General features: G+C 42.2%; 17 protein-coding genes. 10 read left to right on the top strand and 7 right to left on the bottom strand.

Going from position 1 to position 19,160, the window contains the following annotated elements; translation table 11 throughout:
* The first annotated feature begins 12 nt into the window (after positions 1-12).
* The 3 genes from BLQ87_RS06820 to BLQ87_RS06830 are packed head-to-tail and all read left to right on the top strand — an operon-like array spanning position 13 to position 2,537.
* Complete coding sequence (locus BLQ87_RS06820) at positions 13-1,110, top strand: PQQ-dependent sugar dehydrogenase (protein WP_074605377.1); 1,098 nt, start codon at positions 13-15, stop codon at positions 1,108-1,110.
* Positions 1,111-1,158: 48 nt separating this feature from the next.
* Positions 1,159-1,860 carry a CoA transferase subunit A gene (locus BLQ87_RS06825; RefSeq protein WP_074605378.1) on the top strand — a complete coding sequence of 234 codons (702 nt, stop codon included), beginning with the start codon at positions 1,159-1,161 and terminating at the stop codon, positions 1,858-1,860.
* Between the two features lie 17 nt (positions 1,861-1,877).
* Positions 1,878-2,537: a 3-oxoacid CoA-transferase subunit B gene (locus BLQ87_RS06830; protein WP_074605379.1), complete on the top strand. Its 660-nt coding sequence runs from the start codon at positions 1,878-1,880 to the stop codon at positions 2,535-2,537.
* 68 nt (positions 2,538-2,605) lie between these two features.
* Here the strand turns inward: BLQ87_RS06830 and BLQ87_RS06835 are convergent, their stop codons facing one another.
* Entirely contained in the window at positions 2,606-3,256 is a 651-nt protein-coding gene (locus BLQ87_RS06835) for a uridine kinase family protein (protein ID WP_074605380.1), read from the bottom strand.
* Positions 3,246-4,520 carry a LysM peptidoglycan-binding domain-containing protein gene (locus tag BLQ87_RS06840; protein WP_074605381.1) on the bottom strand — a complete coding sequence of 425 codons (1,275 nt, stop codon included), beginning with the start codon at positions 4,518-4,520 and terminating at the stop codon, positions 3,246-3,248. The genes BLQ87_RS06835 and BLQ87_RS06840 overlap by 11 nt, the downstream gene beginning before the upstream one ends.
* Positions 4,521-4,703: 183 nt before the next feature.
* On the opposite strand from BLQ87_RS06840, the gene BLQ87_RS06845 reads away from it, so the two are divergent.
* Positions 4,704-5,183: a Dps family protein gene (locus BLQ87_RS06845; protein WP_074605382.1), complete on the top strand. Its 480-nt coding sequence runs from the start codon at positions 4,704-4,706 to the stop codon at positions 5,181-5,183.
* Positions 5,184-5,284: 101 nt separating this feature from the next.
* A complete protein-coding gene (locus tag BLQ87_RS06850; RefSeq protein ID WP_074605383.1) occupies positions 5,285-7,099 on the top strand; it encodes a UbiD family decarboxylase in 1,815 nt (604 codons plus the stop codon).
* A gap of 69 nt (positions 7,100-7,168) precedes the next feature.
* Here the strand turns inward: BLQ87_RS06850 and BLQ87_RS06855 are convergent, their stop codons facing one another.
* Together BLQ87_RS06855 and BLQ87_RS33705 are read right to left on the bottom strand one after the other, a co-directional pair.
* Entirely contained in the window at positions 7,169-8,656 is a 1,488-nt protein-coding gene (locus tag BLQ87_RS06855) for an OmpP1/FadL family transporter (RefSeq protein ID WP_143010361.1), read from the bottom strand.
* A 110-nt stretch (positions 8,657-8,766) separates the two neighbouring features.
* Positions 8,767-9,744: a hypothetical protein gene (locus BLQ87_RS33705; RefSeq protein WP_176832991.1), complete on the bottom strand. Its 978-nt coding sequence runs from the start codon at positions 9,742-9,744 to the stop codon at positions 8,767-8,769.
* A gap of 104 nt (positions 9,745-9,848) precedes the next feature.
* On the opposite strand from BLQ87_RS33705, the gene proS reads away from it, so the two are divergent.
* From proS to BLQ87_RS06885, 5 genes are all read left to right on the top strand, one after another.
* Entirely contained in the window at positions 9,849-11,321 is a 1,473-nt protein-coding gene (gene proS, locus BLQ87_RS06865; RefSeq protein ID WP_074605386.1) for a proline--tRNA ligase, read from the top strand.
* Positions 11,322-11,364: 43 nt separating this feature from the next.
* Positions 11,365-12,060, top strand: coding sequence for a hypothetical protein (locus BLQ87_RS06870; RefSeq protein WP_074605387.1), 696 nt, complete (start codon positions 11,365-11,367; stop codon positions 12,058-12,060).
* The gene (locus BLQ87_RS06875; protein ID WP_074605388.1) at positions 12,057-13,196 is read left to right on the top strand and encodes a cystathionine gamma-synthase; all 1,140 of its coding nucleotides are present in this window, start codon (positions 12,057-12,059) and stop codon (positions 13,194-13,196) included. The genes BLQ87_RS06870 and BLQ87_RS06875 overlap by 4 nt, the downstream gene beginning before the upstream one ends.
* Positions 13,197-13,202: 6 nt before the next feature.
* Positions 13,203-14,060 (top strand): TIGR02757 family protein, encoded by an 858-nt coding sequence (locus BLQ87_RS06880; RefSeq protein ID WP_074605389.1) that lies wholly within the window; start codon positions 13,203-13,205, stop codon positions 14,058-14,060.
* Positions 14,061-14,268: 208 nt separating this feature from the next.
* Positions 14,269-14,784, top strand: a complete 516-nt coding sequence (locus BLQ87_RS06885; RefSeq protein WP_074605390.1) for a YdeI/OmpD-associated family protein — start codon at positions 14,269-14,271, stop codon at positions 14,782-14,784.
* Between the two features lie 21 nt (positions 14,785-14,805).
* Here the strand turns inward: BLQ87_RS06885 and BLQ87_RS06890 are convergent, their stop codons facing one another.
* From BLQ87_RS06890 to BLQ87_RS06900, 3 genes are all read right to left on the bottom strand, one after another.
* Positions 14,806-15,534: a polyprenol monophosphomannose synthase gene (locus BLQ87_RS06890; RefSeq protein ID WP_074605391.1), complete on the bottom strand. Its 729-nt coding sequence runs from the start codon at positions 15,532-15,534 to the stop codon at positions 14,806-14,808.
* 102 nt (positions 15,535-15,636) lie between these two features.
* Complete coding sequence (locus BLQ87_RS06895) at positions 15,637-17,190, bottom strand: peptide MFS transporter (protein ID WP_074605392.1); 1,554 nt, start codon at positions 17,188-17,190, stop codon at positions 15,637-15,639.
* A gap of 65 nt (positions 17,191-17,255) precedes the next feature.
* Positions 17,256-19,025, bottom strand: a complete 1,770-nt coding sequence (locus BLQ87_RS06900; protein WP_074605393.1) for a peptide MFS transporter — start codon at positions 19,023-19,025, stop codon at positions 17,256-17,258.
* Positions 19,026-19,160: the final 135 nt, after the last annotated feature.

Here is a 19,160-nt window from a genome sequence, read left to right on the forward strand (position 1 = left end):
AAGCAATGTCCTATGAAAATATTGATCATCAGTGCTTTTGCACTTCTGCTTAGCTTTTCTGCCTGCAAGAAAAGTAAATCCGGAGGAAATGGAAATCCGCTTCCAAATGTGGAATTAAAAACCCGTGTAGTCAGTTCCGGACTGGTTCATCCATGGGAGATGATTTATGGCCCTGATCAGCAGATCTGGATGACGGAAAGACCGGGAAGGATCAGCAGGGTAGACCCCCAAACAGGAAAAGTAACCTTATTACATACCATTTCTGAAGTAGTTTCTACTGGTGAAGGTGGCTTGCTGGGGATGGCTTTACATCCCAATTTTAGTACCAACCCCTGGGTTTATGTCGTGTACAACTACGGGACGGGCTCGAATTACAGAGAAAAAGTAGTCCGTTTTAATTATGCAAACGGCGCGCTCAGTGCTCCCCTCACCATCATAGATCAGATTCCTGCTTCCAGCATTCACAATGGCTCGAGGCTGCTGATTACTTCAGATCAGAAACTGATGATCAGTACCGGCGATGCCAGCAATTCTGCCAATGCACAAAATACCAATTCCCTTTCCGGAAAAATCCTGCGTTTAAATCTGGATGGAAGCATTCCTGGGGACAATCCGAATGCGGGGAGTCCGCTCTGGAGCTTCGGACATAGAAATCCTCAGGGATTAATCCAGGTAGGCGATAAGATCTATTCTTCTGAACATGGCGCGAATAGCGACGATGAGATCAACCTGATTGTAAAAGGAAGGAATTATGGCTGGCCCAATGTAGAGGGCTTTTGTAATACCTCGGCGGAGCAAGGTTTTTGTACCATTAATAACGTGGTGGAACCTTTGTTTGCCTGGACGCCTACCATCGCCACTGCGGGTATTTCTTATTACAACTCGGATTATATCCCCCAATGGAAAAATTCTTTGCTACTCGTGAGTTTGAAGGCCTCTAAGCTGACACAGCTTGTTTTGAACCCTGCGGGCGATAAAATCACAGAAGCGAAAGATTTTCTGGTCAATGATTTTGGCCGGCTAAGGGCCATTTGCCAGTCGCCGGACGGGAAGGTTTATATCGCAAGCAGTAACGGAAGCAATGATAAAATTATAGAAATAGCCAAATAAATTGTTGGAACACATTTTATACTATAATTTAGTAGCAAAACCTTATATATGATCAATAAAGTAGTTTCGGGTGCTGATGAAGCCATCAGCGATATCGAGAATGGGAATACCTTAATGCTCGGCGGTTTTGGACTGTGCGGTATTCCTGAAAATTGCATTACCGCTCTGGTAAAGAAAGGCGTTAAAGATTTAACATGTATATCCAACAATGCAGGCGTAGATGATTTCGGAATCGGACTGATGTTACAAAAGCGTCAGGTAAAGAAAATGATCTCTTCCTATGTAGGTGAAAATGCAGAATTTGAACGTCAGTTACTCAGCGGAGAGTTGGAAGTAGAGCTGATCCCGCAAGGAACATTGGCAACAAGGTGCATGGCTTCCGGATATGGAATGCCTGCAATTTTTACTCCGGCAGGGGTAGGTACAGAAGTGGCCGAAGGAAAGGAAGTGCGAAACTTTAATGGTAAAGACTACCTGATGGAATATGCTTTTGATGCTGATTTTGCAATTGTTAAAGCCTGGAAGGGAGATACTGCAGGAAACCTGATCTTCAGGTCAACGAGCAGGAACTTTAATCCGGTCATGGCGATGGCAGGAAAGATTACGATTGCTGAAGTAGAAGAGCTGGTGGAAGCAGGGGAGCTTGATCCTGATCACATTCATACGCCTGGTGTATTCGTTCACCGCATATTTCAAGGTGCCAATTACGAGAAGAGAATTGAGCAGCGCACAGTTAGAACAAAAAATTAATCCTATAAATTATTAGTATGTTGGATAAGGACGGAATTGCGAAGCGTATCGCAAGAGAAATCAAAGACGGATTTTATGTGAACCTGGGGATCGGTATTCCTACCTTGGTGGCCAATTATATTCCTGCAGGAATCAATGTGGAATTGCAATCAGAAAACGGACTGCTGGGAATGGGACCATTCCCTTTTGAAGGAGAAGAAGATGCAGATTTGATCAATGCGGGAAAACAAACGATTACTACCTTACCGGGATCTTCGATCTTTGACTCTGCATTGAGCTTTGGCATGATCAGAAGCCAGAAGATAGACCTTACTATATTAGGCGCAATGGAAGTGTCGGAGAACGGAGATATCGCGAACTGGAAGATCCCAGGGAAAATGGTGAAAGGAATGGGTGGCGCAATGGATCTTGTCGCTTCTGCAAAGAACATTATTGTAGCCATGCAGCATGTAAATAAGGCGGGAGAAAGTAAGCTTTTGCCGAAATGTACGTTGCCGCTTACAGGGGTGAATTGTATCAAGAAGATTGTAACTGAACTGGCAGTATTGGATGTACTTCCGGGTGGAGGTTTTAAACTGATCGAAAGGGCACCGGGAGTGAGTGTGGACTATATCAGACAAGCAACTACAGGTAAATTGTTTGCGGATGATGATGTTCCGGAAATGATTTTTGACTAAAGATAAAGAGGAGCAGGAGGAATGCTTCTTGTTTAAACGAAAAAGGGACGCTAATTGCGTCCCTTTTTTTATTCCTCTTGTTTGTGTTTACAGTATTTTACTTTTAAATCGGCAGAGATTTCATCTGTGATTTTAATAATGTCATCAGGAGTATCGAAATTGTTGACAATGATCTTGTCGCAACTTTCTCTGTAAGGCAATAAATATTCATGATACGCCGGAACCACATGATTTACCCATTTGTAAGTCACATCTTCTTCAGAATATCCACGTTCCATTCCATCACGTTTGATTCTTCTTGCCAGGGCAACTGCATTTTCCGCTTCTACAAAAATGCGGTGATCCAGCATGGCTGCGATCTCTTCAAAATGCAAAATAAAAAGTCCTTCTACAATAATAATAGGAGCAGGATTGATCTCCAGAATTTTAGTTACTGCCAAAGGATTATTGAAATTATATTCCTTTTTGTAAATCACTTCCCCCTTTACCAGTTTTTTAATATCGAACAAGAACTGTTCTTTATCAATGGTTGAAGGTAAATCAAAATTATAAAGTTTGTTTTCTTCCTGAGTCATTTCTCCCACAGGAATGTAATAGTCATCCTGAGATACCAGGGTAACCTCATCATTTTTAAAATGATGTAAGAAACAATTTAAAAAAAAGGTTTTACCGGAACCACTTCCCCCCGCAATACCAATGATAAATGGTTTATTGTTCATTGTCTTGTCCACCGTACGTTAAATTACAAAAAAATCTTTTGTCTAAGGCCCCTAATGCATCAGCAACAGCTTTAGTCATTACAATGATAACATCTTTTGTGGACTCATTCTCTGTAAATTTACCAACAACCTTTGCGAAGGTCGATCTGTTGCTCATTGGATTGGTGATTTTCATCACTGTTCCAATAGGTGCAGTGCGGTGTAATACCAGCATTTTTGAGGGGTCAAGATCCGGATCAGCGATCCAGATTCCTGTTCCTTTTTCGTCCATTTGGTTGAGGCCATATCTGCTGGCCGGCAACCTTAACGAAGGATTTTTTATAGAATTTAAAGTATCCGCAGGATTTTCCACCTCATTGTGTGCTGAAGGTAGCGGTTTTGGCGGATACTGACCTCTGATTAATAATTTCTGACCCACAGTTAGTGAGTTGTTGATGAGTCCGTTTTTTGCTTTTAGCTGATCCATTGTCATCTTATAGGTCGTGGCAATGGAATATATCGTTTCATTGGAGGCAACAGTATGGACCAGAAGTTCCTCAGAAGAAGCTTCGGTGTTGGTTGGTGTGGTTTGTGCCGGACTGGTTTGATTTGCTGTGTTTTGGGCAGGATTAACTGGTTGTTTTTTAGGGAAAATAGGAACCAGAACATCTTCTTTTTTCTTAGTTTCTATTGGAGGGTTCTGTTGAGCTACGACAGCCGGGGTATTCGGTTTCGTGGTGCTTAGGGTTTCTGCAGGTTGTTCTTCTACTGCATTTTTAGCAGGGATTTTTAATAATTGGCCGATTTGCAGGTTTATTGACCTCATGTTATTGACCCTTTTGATCTCATTTACCGTGGTGCCATACTTTTCAGCAAGCATATTCAGGTTTTCTTTCTTCTGGACCGTATGTTCGATCAGACCACCTTCTGCTGCCTCATTTACACTGCTGTTGGAGGTATTGCTTTGAACAGTAGGGCTTGTTTTACCGGAAGCCGTTGTTCTTCCCGGAGCTTGTTCCGAAACGAAAGGAACATTGGTAGGTACTTTAATGACCACACCAATCTGTAAGAACTTGTTGTCATTGAAAGTCATGATGTCTTTGGGAGTCACACTGTACCTTCTTCCGATAGAATAATAAGTGTCTTTGGCTATTACCTGATGGATGATTAGCTTTTTGCCGTTGCGGTTTTCTACGCCTATAGAATCCCTTGTGTTGGTATTCGCACTGGCAGCAGATAGGTTTAAAACCACTGCAAATAACGATACTATATAATATTTATACATTAATGTCCTGTTAAATTTAATGAGCAATTATACGAATAATAAAAGAAAGCGGGAATTTTGAATATTAAACGCTCATTCCAAAGTGGTATTGTACGTCAAAATAACAATTTTCAAAACCATTTATACCCCCTATTGTTATATATGCGATCCCTATGATCAGAACAAAATAAAAAAATATATACCATGGACGCAAAAGAAATCAGTTTAAATGAGAAGAAAGTAAAGCCGGTAGTAGATATGTTGAACGACTATCTGGCTAATTATCATATGCATTACCAGAAATTAAGAGGCTGTCACTGGAATGTCAAAGGTCAGAACTTTTTCACCCTGCACCTCAAATTCGAAGAGTTATATACCAATGCCCAGTTAACTATAGATGAAATTGCCGAGCGCGTACTGACCTTAGGAAAGGCACCGCACAGCCGTTTTTCAGATTACATCAAAGAATCAGTCATTAAAGAAGCAGATACAATCGGAATGAAGGATTTGGATATGGTGGATGCCGTTCTCGACGATATGTCTCAGCTGATACAAATAGAAAGAGAATTATTAGATGCAACCGATGCGGCCGGCGACGATGGTTCCAATGATATGGTGAACAGATTTATGCAGTTCAAGGAAAAAAACACCTGGATGTTGCGTTCGTTTGCCGGTAAAAAATAGAAGAACTTCCCTCCAATGATAAAGACCATGCATTTATGTGTGGTCTTTTCTATTTAATGGCTGTATGTCAAACAACAATTGTTTAATATCTTTGGCGCGTAATGGGATATAAAAGTTTAGCAGAATGTGTTGCCGATTTAGAGAAGCACGGCCATTTAATCAGGATTAAAGAAGAAGTAGATCCATATCTGGAGATGGCTGCCATTCATTTAAGGGTGTACGAACAACAGGGACCTGCCTTGTTGTTTGAAAAGGTTAAGGGAAGTCCTTTTCCGGCAGTGTCCAATTTGTTTGGCACCTTGGAGCGCGCTAAGTTTATGTTCAGGGATAGTCTGGATAAGGTAGAGCAGCTGGTCGGACTGAGGAATGACCCGATGAAGGTCCTGAAGAACCCTTTGAAGCTTCCGGGGATAGGTTTCACTGCATTAACTGCTTTGCCCTTAAAGCAAACCTTTAAATCTACGTTTAGCAAAACAACGATCAGTGCCTTGCCACAGATCGTGAACTGGCCTATGGATGGTGGCCCATTTATCACCATGCCACAGGTGTATACTGAAGATATTGATAAACCGGGAATCATGAATGCCAATCTGGGTATGTACCGCATCCAGCTTGCCGGCAATGATTATATAAAAGATAAAGAGATTGGATTGCATTACCAGATCCACAGAGGAATAGGCGTGCATCAGTCTAAGGCCAACGCTAAGGGGCAGCCTTTAAAGGTGAGCATCTTTGTGGGCGGGCCGCCATCTCATCCGCTGGCAGCAGTCATGCCATTGCCGGAAGGGTTGTCAGAAATGACTTTTGCCGGTGCCCTGGGGAACAGAAGGTTCCGGTATTTCTATGATGAAGAAGGCTTCTGTATTTCTGCAGATGCTGATTTTGTCATCACAGGGACTGTTTATCCTCAGGAAAACAAACCTGAAGGTCCTTTTGGAGACCACCTGGGCTATTATAGCCTGACGCATCCTTTTCCATTGATGAAGGTTCATAACGTGTACCACCGCAAGGATGCCATCTGGTCGTTTACCGTGGTTGGAAGACCTCCCCAGGAGGATACCAGTTTTGGTGCACTGATTCATGAAATTGCAGGATCGGCATTGCCGAAAGAAATTCACGGATTAAAAGAACTGAATGCAGTAGATGCGGCAGGGGTACACCCTTTACTATTTGCGATTGGAAGTGAGCGTTATACCCCATTTCTTAAAGAACGCAGACCCCAGGAAATCCTGACCATTGCGAATCATATCCTGGGTAAGAACCAACTGAGTCTGGCAAAATACCTTTTTATTGCCGCCAGGGAAGATGATGAAACTTTAGATACGCACGATATTTCTGCTTTTATGCAGCATGTGTTGAGCAGGATAGATTTCCGGACCGACCTGCATTTCCATACGAATACGACGATTGATACCTTAGATTATAGTGGTGATGGCTTAAACAGTGGTTCTAAAGTGGTGTTCGCTGCGGCGGGAGATCAACGCAGAACCTTATCTGCCCAGCTTCCATCCGGATTCAGTCTTCCTGAATCCTTTAAAGACGCACAGGTTGCGATTCCGGGGGTATTGACGATTCAGGGGCTTCCTTATGGAAGTCAGGATCAGGCGAACGGGGAAGTGGCATCTTTAAATCAACACTTAAAGGGGCAAAATCTGGAGGGAATTGCTTTAATCGTTTTATGTGATGACAGTATATTTGCTGCTGAGACGATAAACAACCTGGTCTGGATTACTTTTACCCGGAGTAACCCTGCTTCGGATATTCACGGAATTGGTGCTTTTACGGAACATAAACATTGGGGCTGCACTGGTCCTGTGATCATTGATGCACGTAAGAAGCCGCATCATGCACCGGAACTGATTAAAGATCCGGAAGTAGAAAAGAAGCTGGAGCGGTTTGCCGGATTGTTCAAATAACCAGATTGTTCAAATAAAAAATAAGGGCATAAAAAAAGGAAGTAAGCTACTTCCTTTTTTTATGTTTGATTAAAACCTCACGCCAAAAGTTAAGAAAACATTGTTTCTTGCTACTTTAATATTTGCAACAGGTTCCGATTCGTTATTTAAGTAATAACCGCTCAGGTCTACATTATTTTCAACACGTTGGTAAGCAAGGTCAAAGTAATAGTTATTGATGCGGTAACCTAAACCTCCGGTGTATATTTTGGTGGCGAAATAATTGTCCTTATCATTTTTTAGCGCGCTGCCATTGTTACCGTAACCTGCTCTAAGGCTAAAAGCGTTATCTACTTTATATTCCGCACCTATTCTATAGTTCACGGTCTCTTTGTAGTTTTCCTTTATCGTTTGATTTGCTCTGTTTATAGCGCCCTGGTTGTTGTCCTGATCTAAAGAGTAATGCATTGTGCTGTAATCGATATAGTCGATATCTGCTGAAATCAGGGCTTTGTTTGCAATCACATAGCTGGCACCAAATGAACCTTTTAAGGGCGTACGCAATTGATACGTAAGGCTTGAAGTTGCTGTTGGATTCGAATAAATTCCAGGCATTGTTCCCGCATATAGTTTCGAGTTTAAGTTGGTCGATTCCACATCGTCAAAGTACAACCAGGTCGGTGTTTGGAAAGTTACCCCTAAACGTAAGTTGGTTTCCGGTCTGTAAATTAAGCCCAGACGGCCATTGATACCAGAACCTTTAACCTCTGAACTCACATTATAGCTCAGGTCATATTTAGAAGAATAGGTATCGTTGAATCCTGATTCGCTTACATTACGGTCATTCAGGTAACGGACATTTACGAAAGCGATACTTGCGCCGATATAGAATTGATTAGAGATATTTAATGCACCTGCAACGTTCAGTTCTGAGGTAGATCCTGTTCTGATTTCCGATTGTTTCTGGTTGCTAATTGATTCCACATTTGAGAGGAACTTGTCTGTGGGTGCATTGTAATCGATCATTTTCTGTCCCAAAGCCATGCTTTCAATGGTGTTATCGTCCAGTGCTGATCCTGATTTGAACCGGTTTGCTTCTTCTGTAAAATAATCGGTTACTGAGTTTGGTACGTTTGAACTCTCATAAGTATGGTTAGCCGTGAAATCATTGTTGCGGTTATAACCTACGCCAAAGACTGCACTGATGACCCCTTTTGTAGGATCCTGACCTTTAGGTTTAAAAGTAGGGCTGTAGAATACAGCACCGATGTTATTGAGGTTTAACCTGTCTTTTGAAGCTGCTGTTGTCTGACCCAGAAAGCTGGCCTTTCCTTTCACCATGTTGAATTCCGGTGTCAGGCTAAACTCTGATTTTGTGAATAGACCTAAGCCTGCAGGATTACCTCCTAAAGAACTCATGTCTCCACCTACGCCGATTTGTGCGCCGCCCATGCTTTTGAATCTGGCTGAGCTTCCGTAATTTGTTTGAGAAAAACGAAGGGCATCAGGGGTATATTGGGCATATAATGATCCTGCAGTAGCTACTGTAGCTACTAAAGATAGTATCAGTTTTTTCATTGGAGAATATTTTTTTACGGTTATGAAGCGATGATCAGCATGCAACTTGCAAATAGCATGCTGATCATCGTTTCAATTTGTATGTCTGAATAATAAAATATTTGATTTGGTTAGCCTCTTCCTGCTCTCGATGATCTGCCACCGCCGCCGCTTTCACCTGAAGACCTGCCGCTACCTCCACCTTCATTACCTCCACGTGATGGTGGGGGAGTATAAGTTGGCCTGTTTTGTTGAGGTTCTGGTCTGTAGCTTTCTCCACGGCTGGATCTTTCCTGACGTGGTGGGTTGTAGCCCTGATTGTCCGTTCTTGAGCTTTCTCCACGTGATGATCTGACGTTTTCTCTGGCAACTCTGCCAGCGGCTCTGTTTGCTTCCCTGTTAGGTGCATAAGCTTCCGCTCTGCCTCCTCTGGAAATGACATTTCCGTTAAAGTCAGTCCTTACCGTTCCTCCTGATGATCCTCTGCCACCGTAAGATGATCTTGCTCCATCTCCATACGATCTTGTAGCTCTTGGGGCATTGGTTGTTCTGCCGGTATAGGTTCCGCCGCCAATGTATCCACCGCCGTAATAACCGCCTCCGTAGCCACCTCCATAGTATCCGCCACCATAATAACCACCTCCGTAGCCTCCGCCATAATAGCTATTCCATCCCCATGGGTTATAGCCAAAAGGAGAATAATAATTGCCCCATCCATAATATGGAGAATTCCATAATGAACCGAAGCTAAGGCCTAAAGAGAAGCCGTTATAGCCATATCCGTTGCCGTGGCCATAATATCCGTTGTCAAAATATGGATCGTAGTATGATCTCCATGGGCTGGAGTAAGAGAATCTGTTGATACGGGAAGAGTAATCCATGTCATAATACGGATCACTGGTGCCATAGTATTCGTCACTTTGATCGTAATCGTCCTGAGGTGCCTGTGTTCTTGGTCTTTCCTGCGGCGTATAGATCTGCGCCTTTGCAGTAGAGCCGTAAACATCATCCTCATGAGTGCTTTGCTGCGCGTACCTTGGCGCAGAGCAGGACGCAACAACAATTGTTGTCAGGGCCAGCATACTGGTGAATAAATGGTTAGGTTTCATAACTATATGTTTTCTTTGTGTGTGCACGTTTTTTGTAGGTATAAATTTATAAATTTGTAGCCTACATTACAAGCAAACTTACACAAAAAACGTTCCAAATAGTTATGAGCAAAGGTATTACAAGTAAAAACGAAGATTATTCCCAGTGGTATAACGACATTGTTATAAAGGCTGACCTTGCAGAGCATTCTTCTGTAAAGGGGTGTATGGTGATAAAACCCTATGGATACTCCATTTGGGAGAAGATACAGGCGGTTTTGGACCAAAAATTTAAAGATACAGGCCACAGTAACGCTTACTTTCCTTTATTCATTCCTAAGTCATATTTTTCTAAGGAAGCGTCCCATGTAGAAGGCTTTGCGACAGAATGTGCAGTTGTGACACATTATCGTCTTAAAAATGACGGAAACGGCAACATTATCGTAGATGAAACCGCAAAACTGGAAGAGGAACTGATCGTAAGACCAACTTCCGAAACCATCATCTGGAACACTTACAAAGGATGGATTCAATCTTACCGTGACCTTCCTTTACTGATTAACCAATGGGCTAACGTAGTACGTTGGGAAATGCGTACCCGTTTATTCCTGCGTACCACAGAATTCCTTTGGCAGGAAGGGCATACTGCCCATTCTACCGCTCAGGAAGCAGTCGAAGAAACGGAAAGAATGCTGGATGTCTATGCAGATTTCGCAGAAAACTGGATGGCTGTTCCGGTAGTTAAAGGGATCAAAACACCAAACGAGCGTTTCGCAGGTGCTTTAGAGACTTATTGCATTGAGGCTTTGATGCAGGATGGAAAAGCTTTACAGGCAGGAACATCACACTTCTTAGGTCAAAACTTTGCGAAAGCATTTGACGTGAAATTTACCAATAAAGAAGGTAAAATCGAACATGTATGGGCGACTTCATGGGGTGTTTCGACACGCTTAATGGGTGCTTTGATCATGGCACATAGTGATGATGCCGGTTTGGTATTGCCTCCGAAATTAGCACCTATCCAGGTGGTGATCGTTCCGATCTATAAAGGAGAAGAAGACCTTAAAAATATCTCTGCTTTTGTGGATGAACTCATGCCGAAATTGAAAAAGATGGGCATCTCTGTAAAATATGACGACCGTGACACACAACGTCCGGGATTCAAGTTTGCCGAATACGAATTGAAAGGCGTACCGATTCGTCTGGCAATTGGTGGCAGAGATATGGAAAATGGTACTGTTGAACTTGCCCGCAGGGATACAAGAGAGAAACAAACCGTAATCCAGGAAGGTCTTGACATTCATATCGCTCAGTTACTGGAAGAAATTCAGGCTAATATTTACAATAAAGCAGCTGCATTCAGAACCGATCATACCACAGACGCAAACTCTTATGATGAGTTTAAAGAATTGCTGGATGGCAAAGCCGGATTCATTTCTGCGCATTGGGATGGAACGCCTGAAACAGAGCAAAAGATTAAAGAAGAGACAAAAGCAACCATCAGGTGCATTCCTTTAAACAATAAGCTGGAAGATGGTGTTTGTATCTATTCTGGAAAACCATCTAAGCAAAGGGTTTTATTCGCCAGAGCTTATTAATATTGATTGGAGCATTAGTATGCTTTAAATAAAAAGACACGGAATGGATACGGAAAACTACGGTAAAATACTTAAAGAATTTGAGTGTAAGGCTTCTTTAAAACAAGCCATTTACAGGAATACAACAGAAATTTTTGAGCAGTTAAAAAAGCAATTGTCAAAGACTGCCGGGCGACTGAAACATGATTACGGTGCGAAGGACAGTTCTGTAGAAATTGATTACAAAGAGAACAATAAGTTTGAAGCACAGCTGAAGTTTTCCGGTGACATGCTCATGGTATCGATGCATAGCAATATCTTTAACTTTGAACCGACTCATTCTATATTTCAAACGAAATACATCAAGGATGATCCCTATTTGAGTTATTGCGGTATTATTTATATCCACAATTTCCTGGCGGATTCCATTAGGTACAACCGGCTGGCAGATCAGGGTTCTCTGATCGCGCGCATCCTGATCAATAAAGACAAACACTTTATGGTAGAAGGAGAGGGCGCATTGGATTTCCTTTATCAGGACATTGCCAATAACCTGGTTACAGAAGAAAAGCTGACCGACATCATAGAAAGGTCAATTTTGTTCTGTTTGGATTCCGATCTGCTAATCCCTCCATTTGCGCAAATAAAAGACGTAACTTTAAATCAAAAACAATCCATGTTGGCTGCAAGCGGATTCCCTACAGGCAAACGCCTTGGATATCAGTTTAAAGCAGAAATAGAGCAAAATAATAACATATGAAGTTCGCAACGAAAGCAATACATGCCGGTCAGGAACCTGACCCATCTACCGGAGCAGTAATGACTCCCATATATCAAACCTCTACCTATTGGCAGAAATCTCCTGGTGACCACCAGGGTTTCGAATATTCCAGAGGAACAAACCCTACCCGTAAAGCTTTAGAGGCTTGCCTTGCCGCTTTGGAAAATGCAAAACATGGTTTAGCTTTCTCCAGCGGGATGGGTGCTACAGACACTGTTTTGAGGTTGTTACAACCAGGAGATGAGGTTATCACCGGTAATGATCTTTACGGAGGTTCTTATCGCATCTTCACGAAAGTATACGCGAAATACGGCATTAAATTCCATTTCCTGGATTTGTCAAAACCAGAGAACATGTTGCCTTATATCAATGATAAAACAAAGTTGGTATGGATTGAAACCCCTACAAACCCAACGATGCAGATCATTGACATCGAAGGGATTGCTAAAATTACAAAAGAGCGTAAACTGATCCTTACTGTAGACAATACCTTTGCTTCTCCTTACCTGCAAAACCCTATTGACCTTGGTGCTGATATCGTAATGCATTCCGTAACCAAATACATCGGAGGTCACTCTGACGTCGTAATGGGTGCTTTATTGGTAAATGACGATCAGTTATACAAAGACCTTTGGTTTATCTATAATGCCTGTGGTGCTACTCCGGGACCTCAGGATGCCTTTTTGGTACTTAGAGGAATCAAAACCCTTCATTTACGCATGAAAGCCCATTGTGAAAATGGCGAGAAAGTTGCCCGTTTCCTTAAAACCCATCCAAAAGTAGATAAGATCTACTGGCCTGGTTTTGAAGATCATCCTAACCACGACATCGCTAAAAAGCAAATGCGTGGCTTCGGAGGTATGGTTTCCATCACTTTAAAAGATGCTGATCTTCAGGAAACTTTCAGGGTAGCTTCTTCCTTCAAAGTGTTTACACTTGCGGAATCTTTAGGTGGCGTAGAATCCCTGATCAATCACCCGGTAAGCATGACACATGGTTCTATCCCTAAAGAAGAACGTGAAAAGGTAGGCGTTACAGATAACCTTTTACGCCTAAGTGTAGGTGTTGAAGACATTGATGATTTAATCGCAGATTTAGAACAAGCTTTAAAATAACAAACATTGGAATTCCTGGAACTTAAAGATTTTTTGGACCACAAAGTTGAACAATACAACCGGCCCAACTTCATCACCAATGATCCGATTTGCATTCCACATCGTTTTTCTAAAAAACAAGACGTTGAAATTGCCGCATTCTTTGCGGCAATTTTAGCTTGGGGGCAACGCAAAACGATCATTAACAAATGTACAGAGCTCTTCCAGCGAATGGATAATGAGCCCTACGACTTCATGTTGAACCATAGCGATGACGACCTGAAGCGCCTGTTAAATTTCAAACACCGTACCTTCAACGACACCGATTTGTTGTACTTCGTGTCTTTCTTCAAGCACCATTACGAACAATCAGATAGTCTCGAAGCCGCCTTTTTAGCTCCCGAACCAATCTTCAGAGAAGAATACCTGACGGAAAAAACCTCAAGGGCCAAAAAAAAGTATGCTTCCTCCGCCTGTATGCTCGCTGAATTTGAGCAGATCCCCCCGGCAGAAAGGGCCCTAAATCATTTCAGGTCCTATTTCTTCAGTCTTCCTGATTTTCCAAGAAGAACCATTAAACATGTCTCTTCACCCTTACAAAAATCCACCTGCAAGCGTCTGAACATGTTTTTACGCTGGATGGTAAGAAAGGACAACAAAGGCGTAGATTTCGGCATCTGGAACACCATTAAACCTGCTGATCTCATCTGTCCCTGCGATGTCCACGTAGACCGCGTAGCACGTAAACTCGGATTAATCAGCAGAAAACAAACCGATTGGCAAACCGCCGTAGAGTTAAGCGCTCAGCTATCCAAATTCGATCCCATTGACCCCGTAAAATACGATTTCGCTTTATTCGGCCTCGGCGTTGAAGAAAAGTTCTAAGCATATCACATCCTGCTTAACAAACTCTGCTTAATAAATCCTGCTTAACACACCCTGCTTTAGCCCCCCTCTCCAGTGGAGCAGGATTATAAAAAAAGAGGTGTTTATGTGATGGCCTAGGAATTTTGCCCCTTCAGGCAAAGGTTCCAGCCAGAACAAAACACCTCTTTTTTTAAGAGATAGCGAACAATTTTTTACCTTTATTATTATGATTACTTTCAAAGCAGAAATAGAGCGTTTCGCAGAAATGGGTGAAAAAACAGGCTGGACCTATATCTTTATCCCTTCCGCTCTCGCCAATGAAATCAAGGAAAACTGTAAAAAGAGCTATAGGGTCAAAGGCACACTAGACCAGATCCCTTTTGAAGGACTTTCGCTTATCCCAATGGGAGAGGGCGATTTTATCATCTCCTTAAACGCCACTATACGCAAAAAGCTAAAAAAAGAAAAAGGTGCTGTGCTTGATGTTTCCCTCGAAGAGGATACCACCTTCAAAATAGAAATGCCAGAAGACCTTGAACTGTGTTTATCCGACGACGAGCCCGAGCTGTTAAAAAGGTTTTTAAAGCTCCCTAAATCCCATCAAAACTGGTACATCAACTGGCTAAACTCTGCAAAAACAGAACCTACAAGAACAAAAAGAATCGTGAAAATTGTCTCTGCAATGGCAAAGAACTGGGATTTCGGCACCATGATGCGGGACGGTAAGCCTCCAAAGCAGTAGTGCTTACCTGAGCAATAATGTTTACCTGTTATACTTCCTGAACCAGCTCCAGACCTTCATTTGAATTACGCCCACAAAAGCCTCTCTGAAGATCCTGGTGCTCATTTTAGAAGTTCCTTCAGTACGGTCCGTAAAGATAATTGGAACCTCTACTACTTTAAAGCCATATTTGATTGCCGTGAACTTCATTTCAATCTGAAACGCATAACCTACAAACTTGATTTTATCTAAAGGAATCGTTGCCAATACCTGTTTACGGTAACATTTAAAACCTGCTGTCGCATCCTGTATATCAATTCTGGTAATCATTCTCACATACATCGAGGCAAAGTACGACATCAGCACCCTGTTCATTGGCCAGTTGACTACATTTACGCCATTTACATAACGCGAACCGATCGCCAGATCTGCACCATTTACACAAGCTTCACGAAGTCTGACCAGGTCGTCCGGATTGTGGGAGAAATCGGCATCCATTTCAAAAATATACTCATATTTAGCATAAGACAATGCCCATCTGAAACCATGGATGTAAGCCGTGCCTAATCCTAGTTTTCCTGTTCGTTCTTCCAGGTGCAGCGCCGGATATTCCTGTTGTAATTTTTTAACAATGTCAGCTGTTCCATCAGGGGATCCATCATCAATGATTAATATTTCAAAGAAATAAGGTAAGGAAAAAACCTTCCTGATGATCTTTTCAATATTTTCTTTCTCGTTGTAAGTGGGGATTATAATTAGACTGTCTGACACGTAAAATAAATTAATTAGCGAAATTATGGATTCTAAACGAAAAAACCCTCAGTATATGCGATATACTGAGGGTTAAATTATGTTAAAAGCTATAAAAGCCTGTTATTTGACATCTTGCATTAGTTTTTTCACCAAAGGAGAGATGACAATCAGCAGGACTCCGGCAATTAGCGCATAAACAGCAAGCTGTTTATAACCATCTGTAAAGGTCGCCAGTTTTTGTATGGTCGTATCATTTTGACCACCTTTAGCCATATTTGCGCCAATAATACCGGCTACATACTGGCCATAGGCAGCTGCAAGAAACCACATTCCCATCATTACCCCCTGAAGTTTCACTGGAGATAACTTTGTCATGATCGATAAGCCGATAGGAGAGAGGCAAAGTTCACCGAAGGTAATCACCAGGTACGACAAAGTAAAGGCGTCTAAAGAAGTAATACCTTGCGCATTTGCAAAAAATCTCGTGCTGTACAAGATAAAGAACCCTCCCGCTAAGAATAAGAAGCCCATACCGAATTTCACTACCGTGTTTGGTTCGATCTTTTTCTTTGCCAGTCCAATCCATACCAGACTGAAAATGAAAGCGAAAATGATCACAAAGAAAGAGTTTGCAGAATTGTTAACTCCGTTTGGATCCAGTGTGAGTACACCAAGCAGTTTATTGTCCAGGTTTCTTGCCGCAAACAGAGACATCGAGCCTCCGCTTTGTTCATAGATTCCCCAGAAAATGATGGCGAACAAAATGAAAATAATGGCCGCAATCAGCTTTTTGTTTTCCGCCCAGGAATATTTAGTCATCTCATAGATGAGATAAATTAAGGTGGCCGGACCAATGGTATACATAAACCAGTCTGTATACTGTGTTTTAGCTACCATAATCATGATGACCGGGATGATTGCCAGTGAGCCTGCGTAAACCGCGTAGTCGTACCATTTCTTCCCCGTTGCTTTACTCTTGATGGTTACTGCTGCTGAAGGGCTTTTTGGGTCAAGGCCATCGGCAAAAGTCTCTTCTATCTCCTCATTTTTGAAAGGCGATAATCCGATAGGGCCAAGGCTGTTTTTAGTAAAGATGAACGTCAGTAAACTGATCGTCATTACGATTCCCGCCAGGCCGAATGCCAGGTGCCATGAATATTCTTTTCCGAGGTAGATACAAGCATATCCGCCTAACAGGCCTCCGATATTAATCCCTGCATAGAACAGGGAAAAGCCTGCGTCACGACGAACATCATTTCCTTTGTACAACGCACCTACCATTGTCGAGATATTCGGTTTAAAGAAACCTGTTCCGACTACCGTAAAGCTGATTCCAAGAAAGAAGAACTGATGTGGATCGTAGGCAAGGATAGCACTTCCGACAATCATTAAGATACCGCCCCAGAAAAGGGACTTTCTAAAACCAAGGATTTTATCTGCGAACAGACCACCTATAAAGGTAAATGCGTAAACGAAAGCTTGTGTTGCACCGTATTGTAAATTGGCATTTTCATCCGTCATGCTCAACTGACTGACCATGAAAAAGGTGAGCATTCCCCGCATTCCGTAGAAGCAGAAGCGTTCCCACATTTCGGAGAAGAACAGGTACCAAAGTTGCCGGGGGTACTTGCCTTTAAAATTCTGTATTTGTTCGAGCGTAAGATTTTCTGCCATATCTTAATTTATTTTATCTGTTGAGCAAAAAAAGCCTTTGGAGAGATCCAAAGGCTTCATTTCGTTTATTTTACACCGTGCATTAATTTTTTCAGAACAGGAGTCAGCATCATGATGAACAGCCCCAGTCCGATTGGAATGAACGTGAAGATCAGGAAGAAGGTCGTCATCGAGTATTTAGACGTGATCTCATCGATCATACCACCCATTGTACCAGCAATCTTATTACCGATTGCAATCGCAAGGTACCAGATTCCAAACATGATGGCGATCATTCTGCCCGGAACCAGTTTACTTACATAAGATAAACCTACCGGAGAGATGAACAATTCACCCATGGTATGGAAGAAATAAGCCAGTACCAGCCAGACCATACTTACAGAAGCTACAGCCGCTCCCTGAGGGATTGTGCTTGCGCCATAAGCCAATGCCGCAAAACCGATCCCTAATAAGATCATTCCGAAACCATTTTTAAACGTTGCGGATGGGTTGTATTTACTTTCCCAGATTTTGGATACCAGTGGTGCACAGCTGATGATGAATAAAGAGTTTAAGATTCCGAACCAGGTGGCAGGAACTTCAGATTTTACCTCACTATATTGGTTTTTAAGCATGTAAATTACGATCACCCAGATGATGAGGAATCCGCAAGCTAAAATGATGTTACCTATAGAATATTTACCGAAAGTTTTAGCGAACAGTTTCAGCAGAACGTAAGAGATGATGACTAATGGAACAACGGTGATCAGCGTATTCACAATATTGAAAATCACTTTGGAATCACCCGTTAATAAGCGTTGTGTATAATCCTTTGCAAAGATCGTCATCGATCCACCAGCCTGCTCAAAGGAAGCCCAGAAGAAAATGGTGATGAAGGCAAGAACGATTACGGCAATCATCTTATCGCGCAATACAGGTGTGTATTGAGAGATCCTTTTAACCAGGATAAAGAGGAAAAGCACTAAAGCAACCATGATCATGACATTGCTACCTTCCATATTGCCAATTTTGAAATTGAACAGGTTCATGCTCGTGATTTTGGAAACCGGATCATTGATGATCCAGGATAAGCCGATGACAGAGATCAGACCGATCAATAACAAGTCGAACTTAGAAAATGGATTTCTTGTAGATTCTTCCAGGTTATCAGAAACCTCTTCTTCTTTGTTTTGAACTGGTTTCAGACCGATATTACCGAAAATGTTTTGAGTGAAATAGAACTGAAGCATTCCTATAAACATAAAGATACCCGCTAATCCGAAGCCATACGCCCATCCCCAGTCTTTGCTTTCTCCGATGTATCCGCACAATAACATTCCTAAGAACGCACCTGAATTTACACCCATATAGAAAATCGTATAAGCACCATCCTTTTTCTCGGGGTGTTGTTTATACATCTGAGCGATGATCGAAGTCATGTTTGGTTTGAAGAAACCGTTACCAAGTACCAATAGACAAAGGCCTAAATACATGAAAACATGGTCAATTTCAATCGCCATGGATAAGTGACCCAGGGTCATGAGTAAGGCACCCACAACAACCGCCCAGCGGTAGCCAATGATTCTGTCGGCAATATAACCGCCTAAGATAGGGGTAAGGTAAGCCAGACCGGTATAAGAACCGTAGATTGCCAGTGCGTGAGCTCTTGGCCATCCCCATCCCGGATTGTCGCCGATGATAGAAGAGGTCAGGAAAAGCACGAGTAATGCCCGCATCCCATAGTAGGAAAATCTTTCCCACATCTCCGTAAAGAATAGAACAAACAGCCCCGCCGGATGTCCTAGTACTTTACTCTCAAAAAAGTTATTTGGAGAGTCCAAATTTTGTGCATTCATGTGTTGGTTTTTTTGTGTAATAATTTATAGAAAGGTTCAGTTAGTTCTTATTGATAAATATGGTGGTAAGGAGTGTTTCGGGAGGATTTTTGTGTGTTCTTGAAATAAACCATCGCGCAAGATAGGCACACGGAC

The sequence above is a fragment of the Pedobacter steynii genome (genome assembly GCF_900103665.1).
In the GTDB taxonomy this organism is placed as follows: domain Bacteria; phylum Bacteroidota; class Bacteroidia; order Sphingobacteriales; family Sphingobacteriaceae; genus Pedobacter; species Pedobacter steynii.